The organism is Chitinophaga ginsengisoli (assembly GCF_003014595.1).
In the GTDB taxonomy this organism is placed as follows: Bacteria; Bacteroidota; Bacteroidia; order Chitinophagales; family Chitinophagaceae; genus Chitinophaga; species Chitinophaga ginsengisoli.
The window spans coordinates 482,080-494,567 of sequence record NZ_PYGK01000005.1 but is presented as its reverse complement, the minus strand read 5'-3'; the positions used below and the strand labels follow the sequence as shown (position 1 = coordinate 494,567).

The window sequence follows — 12,488 nt, the reverse complement described above, 5'->3', positions numbered from 1 at the left end:
CTTATCAAATGGAGACTAAAATAGTATTTAAAGGTCACTTCAATATCCATTTGATATATAGATATCCTTTTTATATCCTTTTTATATCCTTTTGGTATCCTTTTGATATCCTTTTGGTAAGTTTAAAGTAAGCCATAGGTAGTACTGCCTCACCGAGAAAGGATGAAGCATGCCAGGGGGTCATTTTGATACGTTGGACTCCCGAATGGCTAAAGCCATCCGGTACAGGATTGAGATGAGAGGGCAGGGGAAATAGCAATCACTAAGCGCCTGTAGCAACACGCTTATGTCTGGTTATAGCTTCATGCATTTTGCTCCCCAGCTCTGTCATAGCCAATAAAACAGGAATAACCGTTTGGCCTATCTCGCTTAATTCATATTCAACACGTGGCGGCTTCTCGTTATAGCTATGCCGGATAATCAGTCCATCTTCCTCTAACTCCTTCAGTTGTTCAGTTAATATTTTACGTGATATATCCGGTATTTGTACCGCTAGCTTACCAAACCGAACAGGTCCCTTTAAGAGCCGTCCCAGGATAATAGGTTTCCATTTCCCGCCTAAATAGGTCATCGTGTAAACAATCGGGCAGGCGGGTATATCTTCTTTCAATTTCTTCATTGGTTACATGAATGTTACCACTTTTCGGCTTTTAGTTACATAAACGTCACTACCAATTAGTGCTGTGAGAATAATTACAAGCAACAGTTTTAGTTACTTTATGAAACTAAAATAAATCTATTTTTTCGGTAAACGAATAACACGCAATTAAAAACATTTAGTATGGAAAGTAGACAAACCACTAATGGGATATTACAAGGTAAAATCGCCCTGGTGACAGGAGGAACAAAGGGAATCGGTAAAGCTATTGTTAAACGATTAGAGCAGGCAGGTGCAACTGTTATTGTCACAGCCCGAAATCCACCGGATGAGCAGGGTGCCACATACACCTTTATTGCCGCAGACTTATCAAAGGCTGAAGAAGTGAACAAAGTAGCCAATTTCATTCACGAGCAATTCGGGCACATAGACATACTGATCAATAACATGGGAGCAAACACCTATCCAGGTGGAGGATTTAGTACCCTGACGGACGAACACTGGAACCAGGCCCTGCAAGTTAACCTGCTCTCGTCTGTTCGCCTCGATAGGGCTTTACTACCCAAAATGCTGGAGCAAAAAAGTGGCGTGATCATTCATATCTCCACCACTAGTAGTCAGTTTCCTATCTGGGAGTCTACTATGGCTTATAGTACCGCAAAAGCAGCATTGAATACCTATAGTAAAGCATTGGCCACACAAGTTGCCGATAAAGGTATAAGAGTAGTGACCGTATCTCCTGGCTTAAATAAAACGGAGGCTATGACCGCTTTTCTGGAGGATTATGCAAAACAGGCAGATATTACTGTGGAGAAAATGACTGAAAAGCTTTTCGAAAGAGTTGGTGGCGTACCGCTGGGAAGAATGGCCGCTCCGGAAGAAACAGCTGAACTGATCTACTTCCTTGTTTCACCCGCCGCCTCCTATATCACTGGCGCGAATCTCGCTATCGATGGAGGAAATTTCCCGGTAGTTAACTAAAATGAGTTCTGTGTCGCAGAAGTGAAGGTAACGGTAGTAGACGCTGTCCAAATCGGTATAGAAAACCTATTGAATAAAAATTACTTTACTATTCCTTCTCAATGGATGTCTGATAACCTTGGCTATGTGAAAGGAAATGGTGCCAGGCTCACAGTAAATTATCTTTATAAATTTTAAAAGAGATCCAGCAAAAGTACCGCTACCGGGCACTAAAAACAGGGCCGACCCAAAAGCAAAAAAGCTGCTTTTAGGTCGGCCCCATAAACAACCCTGATAACCTTATCAGTCACCTATCGGAATAGGAATATCAACACCTGTAGCTCCGGCTACGCCAAAGTTTGGTGATCCATCTGTATTCCAGGTTAGCTTTTGTATTCTCGCCGGTCTGCCTCCATTTGTAGTGGCGGCTACACTGCGCGCATGATATACAAACCAGTTTTCGGTATGCAACACATCGTTTGCGTCGGTATAACTACTGGTAAAAAAGCCGTTGTGCCCTGGTCCATAAACACTGTTAGCATCATTTCTGACAAACACCTGTTTCTTATTTATCCAGTCGGCGGCAACGGTGGGATCACCTCCGCTTCTTAACTGTATCTGTGCCAGGCAATAATTGTCACTCGTATACCGGCTTGCGGAATATATAATGAATACCGGACTACTGGCATCTTTCTGCAGCATGATAGGACCTTCATTAACGCCAAGTCCTAATGAACTGGGCTCATATTTTTCCCAGGTATTGGTAGGCGATGATACAGCCACCCTGGCACCGCTGATGGTCCATGGGTTGGACATCGGAGCAAGGTATATATACTGTTTATATTTGGTAGCCACATTCTCCCAACCCGACCATATGAAGTAATTTTTAGTGCCAATGGTCAATACCGAACCATCAATAGCCCATTGATCAGTTGAATCAAATATCTTTCCTTTGAATGTCCATGTTCCGGTTGTTGGATCTGCATTGGGATTCTCCAGTACGAACATGCGGTGATTATCATCTCCACCTGCATCATCAGCAGCGAAATAGATATACCACTTGCCTGACAGGAAATGTAATTCAGGCGCCCATATATTAGACGAATACGCCGTACCAGTGGGAGGAGTCCAGACGATGGTCTCAGGCATAGCCGCCAGTAATGATACGGATGGAGTTTTCGTAATGCCTATCTTATTACCTTTAGTATACAGGAAATAATAATATCCATCTTTCTGCGCTATGAAGGGATCAGGACGGCTGCCAGTAATTAAAGGATTCTGAAAATTGAGGTTACGGAATTCAAAGAGATCCTGCGTGCCTGTTACACTACTTTTCTGTTTGATTTTTCTGCCTGGCACACTATCTTCAGGATCAACAACCATTTTCATACCTGTTTGCTTGTTGGTCAGCGAAAAAACATTGTTATTGCCGGAATAGGCAATTGCCCAGCGTTGTGCATCAGAGCCATCATCGGTTCCCTGCTGTAATATCTCTCCCGAAGTTGCCGATGGCGACTGGAGACATTTATTACTCGTAACATTGACCAGCTTATAATAAGTGGCATCGATTTTTATAAGCTTCCATTTCTGTCCGTTATTAGGAAACCATCCCCATTGCTGAATTTTAGCACCTGCAGCGGTTGAGTTTCCAGTTACTTCAACTACCGGGCCTGCTGGTAGCGAAGAGAACGCCCTGATGCGATAAATAGCACTATCCAGCAATGTTCCTAATGCAGGTGCGACGCTTAACGTTGTGGGTGGACTCAACTGAGTAATACTTTCCGATTGCTTTTTCTGGCAACCGGCCACCAGCAATGCGATGACAACAGCAGTTCCAGTAAATAACTCTTTTTTCATGGAAAATTGTGGTTAAAATGATTTGATTAGTATCATTCAAATAAACGAATAGATACTGCATAATCTGTTCAGCGTTTTGTCGATTTATCTCAACCTGCGGCTTTTTACTTTTCTATAAAATCCTTCAATTTCGGGCATAACGGCAAACGCCGGAGGTATTATCTCCGGCGTTTGTCGTTATACCTTTCCAAGGCAGGCGATAGCATCTTAAAGAAAAGCGGTTGTCCGTAGCTGTTGGAAATAATCGTGTAAATATCGGCCTGCTCAGCAATCAAAAAGTAGTAAAACCAGTAGGGGGAATAGTAACGGTGGTGTCAGGTGGTGTTTTAGCGTCGCGGTTATTTTTAAGAACTACAGGTTGCTCTTCTGCTTTACACTTACAAACGACGCGTTTTTTGATTTGAAGTTTTTGGGTCGGCATAGAGTTAGATTTAGGATTAATAATAATGTAATCCCAAGTTTATCTTTTATAAAAAAGAAACATAATTCTTTCGACCAAACACATGCGTTTTTCGACAGAGAAGCGCTCTTACCTCTTATATTAAAATAATTCCACTATATGCTTTTTCACATCTTCCCAATAGGTTGGGCCTATGGGAATCCTTTTTACCGTAGGCAGGTTAATTTCTATATGCATGTCCTGAATGTATTTAATAGCGCTTTTACGCACAATGCAGGAACGATTAACACGTAAAAAAGAAGGAGGAGGCAGCAATTCCTCTATTTTGTTCATAGTGATGTTTAAAATAACCTTCCCGGTTGGCAACTGTAATTCCATATAATCTTTTAACGCCTGCACCAGGATAATGTCTTCTATACATATCTGCACCCGCTTACGCCCCTCCTTAGCCCATACGTAATTTTTGGTCTCGCTATTTTTAGCGGCGTTGATGGAAGACTGTTGTATTTGCTTCAATTTAAAAAGCTCGTTGGCTTTAGTGACTGCTTTGAGGAAGCGCTCAAATGCCACTGGCTTAAGCAGATAATCTACCGCATCCAATTCATAACTCTCGAGGGCATATTCATGAAAAGCAGTTGTAAATATAACCAGGATATTCTTTTGACGGAGAATACGCAACATCTCCAATCCCGTCATCTCCGGCATTTGTATATCCAGAAAAATCAAATCTGGTTGCATTTCCTGTATCGATTCCAATGCAACGATCGCATTGTCACAAATACCTACTATGTCTAAGTAACTTACTTTCCTGGATAGATTCTCCAGTATTTGTTGGGCTATGGGTTCATCGTCAACTATCAGGACTTTCATCGTAAAAGGGTAAGGGTCATATAGGTTATAACTTTAGCACCAGCGCCACCTCATAGACATCGTCTGTTTCTTTTATGTCCAGGCTGTAGCGCGTTTGATATTCCAACTCTAGTCTACGTCGTACATTTTTAAGTCCAAGACCACCGCTGGATTCATGATTCCTTTTGCCATTGGCTGCAATGGGTTTGTTGTTTGCAGAATGGAAAGTCAAAATACCATCTTGTTCTGTCATAGATAACTTTATCCATGCGTTCTTTATAGTGGCATTTATCCCATGCTTAAAGGCGTTCTCAATAAAGTTAATTAAAATTAAGGGTTTAATAATTTTTTCTTTGTTTTCAATTTGCTCAAAATCATATTCTATTTGCACCCGGCTCTCTTTATACCGCATTTTTTCAAGTAGCAGGTAATTACTTAAAAATTCGATCTCTTCTTTAAGTGTAATATGCTCTTTTGCACTATCATATAAGGAAAACCGTAGTAAATTGGACAACTGTATGACCACTCTGCTGGCTTCCTCATTATGAATAATCAACCCATATATGCTGTTTAAGGTATTGAATAAAAAATGTGGCTGTATCTGTGCACGCAGAAAGCTTATTTCCATGGAATTCTTCTCCTGGGCAATAGCTAATTTCTCCAGGGAACTTTCATGAAAATCTTTACCTATTTTAATAATAATTCCAAAGGTATTAAACCATATTATTAAGGAAAATATCCACAGGAGCAATTCACCATTAAAAGCCTTCCTGAAACTGTTCACAGCAAAATTCTGATACAACCTGCCAATAACTGCATTTTCAGGATACAGATATTTCAACAGGTTCAAAGAAGAGGTTGTTATTAATAAAGATATAAAGTATATAGCCAGGATATCCACGATAATTAAGGCCCATCTCTTTTTCCTTATATGCTGAAAACCAAAATAACACACAAAGTAATGAATCAGGATAGCATTCAACAGTACACTGCAGGAAAAGAGTACGCTTTCCGTATAAAAAATACTGGCCTTGAAAGAGTATGATGTAATAGCCATGATAAAAAACAACATCATTGACCAGTACAAAATATGTAACAGCGGCTTTGCTGATCGATTAGGATATATAGAAAACTCGTTACTGCGCGCCATTTTTCTGATGCACTATTTGATTATAATACTTTCCGCAAAAAGAATATGCCATATATTCCATAAAACGTTGTTCCGTAGTAAACCACCTGTTCATGCTCATGTGTATGTAGCTTGAGATATTGTCTACAGGCAATGCCACACGCTCTAACCTGATGGCCCTTTCAACAAAGATGTCATTAAATCGCTCTCCACTTAAAAAATCAGCCATCGGCTTTCTCCATTCCTGGTATTGTGCATTTAACTGCTTTTTTACATCACGCCCAAATTCAAGGGAAAAAGCGTCAGACATCTCAGTACAGAAAGTAATTCTTTCCTCCAATGACATTCCATACAAAGATAGCCAGTTATCCATATTTTTGATGGAAGCTAAAAATCTTATCTGCTGATCATCTTCGAAGTCTTCCTCATCCATACAGGTGAGAAACGAAAGACTATCATGAAAAAAAATCTCTTCAGTTAGCAACATAGAATCCTCTCCGTATCGTTCTATCTCTCTCTGATAAGTATCCTGTTGTACCTTCCAAACCAGCTTCTCTTCTAAATATGGATGCAATATATTGTAAATATGCTTTGTGGTTACAGAATAATCCTCACCTCCCCCACTATCAACCAAATGTAACCGGAACCGGATGTGGTAATGCGGATCAGTATAACGAATGAAAAAAGCCCGATCGATCACCTTTTCCTTCAACAGAAAGTCGATACCCGGCTTTATCACCTTTAATAAAATTTTATCTGACGCTTGCGCGCCACAGAATATTTTAAAATACACCCATTCGCTACCAGGCTCAAAAACACGTTGAGTTTTGCCCTCCCCTTTTTTCGCAAATGAATGCATCCTCACTGGTTGCTGCTTGGCTAAGGGAAGTATAAACTGTTGTGCGAAAGGTGCCCCATACCCGCCATGATCAGACGTACTGTTATCAAATAACCACTCCACCAGTTTTACCGTATTACATCCCCGCATCTCTCTTAGCAATACCTGCAAATAAGTGTCATTCTCTGTGTCAATGAACAGTTCATTATCGCCTTCACAGAAACACACCATTTTTGCAACTTCCCACCTGGATAGAAAAAGCCTGAGTGCTGCCAATTGGTCGTCAGCGCGCATGATATCCTGTATATCAGATTCCCGCAAAAACCAGGTAGCGCGATGCAAAATGAAATGCTTATAACTGATACGAGGTAAAAAACGCTTATGCTGAGCAAGCGATCCCCAGCTGATTTCAAAACCTGACTTTCCCTGGTGCTGCAGTGCGGCTAAAAATTTATATACAGCTATGGAGCTGTTTGCATGATTATGGGCATTAGATAATCTTGGCACTACACGTTGATTCCATTTACGCGACCGCAGAACAATTTCGTCCCGTTGAATGGAAACCATTAGATCTTCAATAGTCAGCTGCCTTTCGCCATCCACGGCACTAGCACCCAGGAATGGAATTTCATAGTCAAAAAATTGCTCCCTTCGCGCAACATTACTTACCCTGCCTTCAGGAATATGTATGATCTCTGCAAAGGCTATATGCTCATTCGCCCTTATTTCGTCTACGGCAAGCTCCTTACAAAAAGCACTCATCTCCTTTCCCAGATGTGCGAACCTGCCCAATAATATATTGGCATGTGCACCACCTACATGCTGTAGCAACATATCGCCGGAGGGTAAGCAGGCGCCCATCACAGTAAAATAATTGGCAAGCTGGTCTGATTTATCCTCCAGTTTCTCAAAATCTTTATCCTGTAGCTGGATTCCCTTTCTCAAGGTACCTCTATCCCATGATTCCATCCTATCCAGTAACCAGGCATTACATTCATTGCCTTTTTTACTAATTTTTTTTCTGGCGGGCAAATTCATTCTCTCGGCTAACGAGTTATGCGCCACATTGCCAATATTGTCAGTAGCAGGAAATCCGATGCCAAACTCAGGGTCTAACACCTCGGCCAATGGGACCTCCAGCGTTTCATATTTCTCAGTAAACTTTTTTTTAAACCGGTCCAGCTGTACTTCCAAAGGCGAAATTGCATGCGAAAGTTTGCCTAACAGGGATATTGCTTTCCCCATTTCCTGTAAGCCTGATCTGGGGAAAACAAATGAAGCAGGCGCCGGTTGCTTCAGGTCTGCATGAAAAATATGACGTTGCGCCACCTCAATATCCAACTCCTTCAACGTCATTTCCAAATGTCTTATATCATCGATCGGCAAAGCGCCAAGGGGGAGCTCTTCAAATTTGTTTATTGTTGCCTGGATCTCTTCGAATAAATCAAAAAAGGGCACAGCTGCCGCAACAGGCAGTTTTGCCAGTCTATCCAGTGCGTTTTGGATACGCGCTGTTTCCTCTTTAGCAGTCAATCTTATCTGCAACTCACTAACCAATAGTTGCGTTTCTATAAGTTCCCCTATAAAAACTTCAAACTCTTCATAAGTGTTGCCTTCACCAAGCTCCGTATACATATCGGCAATAGTAAGGGTCTTCTGTTGCCGAATCAGAATAATGAGCCTTTCCAATAGATCTGTCTGATCAATAGAACTGATTTGATACTGGTATTTACCTTCTTCTACGATCGTTTCTACAAAACGGTATTGACCAGCAATATGATATAAAGAGTCGTTTACCTGGTACCGAAGATGCATCCACAAGGCAGGGTGTTTCTCTATCTTTTTTACAATCTGCTGAAGTAAACCTATGTCAATACGCACCTTTCGCCCGGCGATATTATCAGCCAGCTCCCTACGATTATCCATGTCAACTAAAGCACATCCTGCATAAATACCATAAGGCGTCGACCGTGTACTTGCACGAATAGCATACTTTTTCAAAGTATGCATTAGTTTGTGTTGCCTGGAAGCATCAAGATGTCCGTTTTTAAACTCCAGTACCGTTTCATAAAGTTGCGGCGAACTCCAATAAAGGCCTTCAATAAATACGGGATCTTCCAACATGGAAATAACGACCTTATCGAGGTCCAGTGTGCTATTCTGCTGATCAAATAAACACTGATAAGAGTATAGAGGGGTTCTTACAACAACTTTACCGTAGTCTTTTAAGCATCCTTTCTGCATATTATTTATTGAGTACTGGATTGCAGATGATATATTTGATAGAAATGGGTTACGAACAACCAATATATGCAAAAAATATAATTCCTCAAAAAAAGGCTACTAACCAGGATCAATTAAACATACTTCCAAAAATTCTCTGAAAAATGCTTCTGTTACTTAACACTATCTCAGCACTACCTTCCATTACCGGCAATAGTGGTATTTCCCTATTTTCCGACGTAATGATCTTCTTCTGATTCAGCTCAACATAAGCCAGATGCTCCCCATCCATTTGCACCGGAAGAATGGAGGAAATAGTTCCCTCTAAAAATCCATATTCATTACTTGGAAAATCAGACAGTTCAATTTTAACCGACTGACCCACCTTCACGTTACCGGCACGCTTGCTGTTATACTTTACTTTTATTTCAGCTCTGGATGATTTAGGCACCACCCATATAATCTGATCTAATGTATTCTTCTGATCGATCCCCTTCGTTATATAAATTTTACCTCCCATAGGGGTGATTGTATAATAATTCTGATCTGTCTTGGGATCATATCGTGTTAGCAGTGTATCACCGGGAACGACCTGATCCCCGCTTTTCACCAGGTAATTAAATTTGAAGTTAGCATTTTCATCCGTCCTCCTTATCGTTACTTTTCCCGGCTGATTTTCGCTCTGCATCAGCACTGTTGCATGAAGCATATCAGGATAGCGAACTAAGTTAGCAATCAGCAAACCTAATACAGCTACCGCAAATAAAACAGTTATCCCCCAACGGATAATCCATACAGGGATATTTCCCACCACCTCCTCCATCTCATTACTTCTGATTTCTAAAGATTGGTTATTCTCTGGCATATCTTTATTATTTATGCGACATCCAATTCCAGCTGATTCTTAACTAATTCAAAATAATACCCTTTGACTCTTGTCAGTTCAGTATGATGACCTTCTTCTACTACTTCTCCATCTTTCATCACAATAATCTGATCGGCATTTTTTACAGTACTTAACCTATGCGCTATCACCACTACCGTTCTTCCCTTGTAAAACTGGTTCAGGTTCTCCATGATCACTTTTTCATTGTTTGCGTCTAGTGCACTGGTCGCCTCATCAAAAAATAAATACTTCGCATCCTTATATACTGCCCTGGCTATAAATAACCGCTGCTTCTGGCCACCGCTTAAGCCGGATCCGGAATTGCCGATCCGGGTAGTGAATCCTAAAGGCAACTTCGCAATAAATTCATGCATGTTGGCAATCCTAACCGCCTCATAAAGTTTTTCCTCCTGAATTCTTTCTCCATCAACAGCAATATTTCTTGCTATGGAATCGGAAAAAACGAATCCATCCTGCATTACAGTGCCTACGTTGTTACGCCACAACTGAGCAGATATATCCTGAAGATTCACTTCATCAACTAAAATCTGCCCCTCTGAAGGTGGATAGAACTTCAACAATAATTTTAACAAAGTGGTTTTCCCACTTCCACTTGCCCCTACGATGGCAGTAACTTTACCCTTCGGAATATGCATACTGACATTCTTCAACACAAGCGGACTTTTAGGTGATCCATATCTAAAGGAAAGATTGGAGATAGAAATGCCATCGCCCGTATTTCGCCGGATGCTTTTGGTAAAAAGCTCATGACTTAAATACAGTGCATCCGAACCATTTTCTGGTTCCCTCGGCCACTTATTCTCGTTATACCCAATAAGGTCTTCACTTGTTTCTTCCTCAGGCTTGCTGTGAATTTCATTAAGCCTGTCAAGACTTATTTTTGCGTCCTGAACGCTTTTTATAAATGAAATGATCTGGTCTAAAGGACTGTTCATCTGCCCTACTATGTAGGATATACTGAGCATCACACCAAGCGTGATCTGTTGCTCAATAACCAGCTTGGCTGCCAGATAACTTATCACAATATTCTTAAGCTGCGTGAAAAAAGAAGCGCCTATCCCCTGGTATTGCTCTAATGCGAGGCTCTTAATATTCACCTTGAATAATTTAGCCTGAATACGCTCCCACTCCCATCTTCTCGCTCTTTGGCTATTGTAAAGTTTAATCTCCTGCATGCCTGTTATAATTTCAAACAAGCTGTTTTGATTCTCCCTGGCTCTTTGAAAACGGTTATAATCAATATTCTTCCTTCTCTTCAGAAAAATAGAGATCCAAAAAATAGATAACGCACTTCCAAGTGCAAATACCACCAGCAATTTTGTATTGTAAAGGGATAGTACAAAAGAGAAAACAAAGAGATTAATGATAGAAAACAGGGTACTAAGGGTCGATCCCGTCAGGAAAGATTCAATCCTTTTATGGTCATTGATACGCTGTGTAATATCTCCCACATTTTTCGACTCGAAGAAATTAATGGGAAGTTTCATCAGCTTAATCAGGAAATTCGAAATAATGCTGATACTAATGCGCGTACTTATATGCAACAAAATCCAGTTTCTTATAAGATCTACCGCTATTCCTCCGAGGAAAAGCAGTAACTGAGAAAGCAGGATCAAATATATAAAGTCCATCTTCTTACGGCTCACGCCGAAATCAACCAGGCTTTGCGTAAGAAAGGGGAAACACATACTAATAAGACTGGCGAGCAACATCCCCAGGATCAACTGAACGAAATAACGCTTATAAGGCCTTAAATAGCCCACCAGGAAGCCGAATCCGCTCCTTACTGCCTGTTCTTCTTCTGAGTTACGATAAAACTCAGGAGTAGGCTCCATCAATAGCGCAATTCCCCTTTTGTCGGCCGAACTAACCCAGCACTTCTCAAAAACATCCCGCTCTACCCTTACCAGATTATGCCCCGGATCTGCAATAACAATCCTTTCTACCGGGCGAAAAACATTTTTCTTCTCCACCGCATACAGTACCACATAATGTTCCTGATTCCAGTGCAACACACAGGGAAGAGGAATTTGCTGGGTAAGCTGATCGTAACTCAGTTTCGCTGACAGCGTTTTGAATCCAATCTTCTCTGCTGCCTCACTCAATCCTAATAAACTAACGCCATTCTTGGTAATATATGAATTTGCCCTCAGGTAATCCAGCGAATACTCTTCCCCGTAGTAGGCAGCAATCATGCGCAAACAGGTGGGGCCACAATCCATGTAGTCCAACTGTTTATAAAACTTGTATTTTTTACTAAATAAAGCCATTGCATTGGAGTTTAAAAATCTGTTGCCACATCCCGTTATGCATTACGCTCCTGTAGTCGGCCAGTGCGTATCGACAGTGGTATCATCATCTGTTTTTCCTCCCGAAATATCACCCCCATCAATCTCCTCTATATCGTCATCACCTTCACCCTTAATAATTCCAAATGACTTCAGTTTATCAACATCCACGATGTTGTCTTTTTTGTCTTTTGGTTTTTCCTTTTTGTTCTTTTTCTTCTGTGACATGATACTTTATTTAGTTTGATTAATATCGATTAACAACTCGGTAGTTTTGAACGAATAATTAGTAGAATCATCCTGTTCATAAATAGGCGGCTTATATTCCTTAAACCCACCATACAACACATCCGACTCTTCCTTTTTTATCTCGAAAGCCGTGCATTTCTCCAATGCAGGCTTACTCTTTTTAGCAAATAAATCTTTTAGCTTCTTCATT

General features: G+C 40.9%; 10 protein-coding genes. 1 reads left to right on the top strand and 9 read right to left on the bottom strand.

What is annotated here, in order from left to right; translation table 11 throughout:
* Positions 1 to 262 precede the first annotated feature (262 nt).
* Positions 263 to 619 carry a winged helix-turn-helix transcriptional regulator gene (locus tag CLV42_RS15585; protein ID WP_106602839.1) on the bottom strand — a complete coding sequence of 119 codons (357 nt, stop codon included), beginning with the start codon at positions 617 to 619 and terminating at the stop codon, positions 263 to 265.
* Positions 620 to 781: 162 nt separating this feature from the next.
* Between CLV42_RS15585 and CLV42_RS15580 the strand changes: the two genes are divergently transcribed.
* Positions 782 to 1,579, top strand: a complete 798-nt coding sequence (locus CLV42_RS15580) for an SDR family oxidoreductase (RefSeq protein ID WP_106602838.1) — start codon at positions 782 to 784, stop codon at positions 1,577 to 1,579.
* A 282-nt stretch (positions 1,580 to 1,861) separates the two neighbouring features.
* Here CLV42_RS15580 and CLV42_RS15575 read toward each other — a convergent pair whose 3' ends face one another.
* The 8 genes from CLV42_RS15575 to CLV42_RS15540 form a co-directional block, all read right to left on the bottom strand.
* On the bottom strand, positions 1,862 to 3,415 hold the full coding sequence (locus tag CLV42_RS15575) for a family 43 glycosylhydrolase (RefSeq protein WP_106602837.1): 1,554 nt from the start codon (positions 3,413 to 3,415) through the stop codon (positions 1,862 to 1,864).
* Positions 3,416 to 3,956: 541 nt separating this feature from the next.
* On the bottom strand, positions 3,957 to 4,685 hold the full coding sequence (locus CLV42_RS15570) for a LytR/AlgR family response regulator transcription factor (protein ID WP_106602836.1): 729 nt from the start codon (positions 4,683 to 4,685) through the stop codon (positions 3,957 to 3,959).
* Positions 4,686 to 4,710: 25 nt separating this feature from the next.
* Positions 4,711 to 5,814, bottom strand: coding sequence for a sensor histidine kinase (locus CLV42_RS15565; RefSeq protein ID WP_106602835.1), 1,104 nt, complete (start codon positions 5,812 to 5,814; stop codon positions 4,711 to 4,713).
* Positions 5,801 to 8,875: a lantibiotic dehydratase gene (locus tag CLV42_RS15560; protein WP_106602834.1), complete on the bottom strand. Its 3,075-nt coding sequence runs from the start codon at positions 8,873 to 8,875 to the stop codon at positions 5,801 to 5,803. Before CLV42_RS15560 ends, CLV42_RS15565 begins: the two co-directional genes overlap by 14 nt.
* A 109-nt stretch (positions 8,876 to 8,984) precedes the next feature.
* Complete coding sequence (locus CLV42_RS15555; RefSeq protein ID WP_106602833.1) at positions 8,985 to 9,719, bottom strand: putative HlyD family type I secretion protein; 735 nt, start codon at positions 9,717 to 9,719, stop codon at positions 8,985 to 8,987.
* 11 nt (positions 9,720 to 9,730) lie between these two features.
* Complete coding sequence (locus CLV42_RS15550; protein ID WP_106602832.1) at positions 9,731 to 12,031, bottom strand: peptidase domain-containing ABC transporter; 2,301 nt, start codon at positions 12,029 to 12,031, stop codon at positions 9,731 to 9,733.
* A 42-nt stretch (positions 12,032 to 12,073) separates the two neighbouring features.
* Positions 12,074 to 12,277 (bottom strand): hypothetical protein, encoded by a 204-nt coding sequence (locus CLV42_RS15545; protein ID WP_106602831.1) that lies wholly within the window; start codon positions 12,275 to 12,277, stop codon positions 12,074 to 12,076.
* Between the two features lie 6 nt (positions 12,278 to 12,283).
* Positions 12,284 to 12,487 carry a hypothetical protein gene (locus CLV42_RS15540; protein ID WP_106602830.1) on the bottom strand — a complete coding sequence of 68 codons (204 nt, stop codon included), beginning with the start codon at positions 12,485 to 12,487 and terminating at the stop codon, positions 12,284 to 12,286.
* Position 12,488 lies beyond the last annotated feature (1 nt).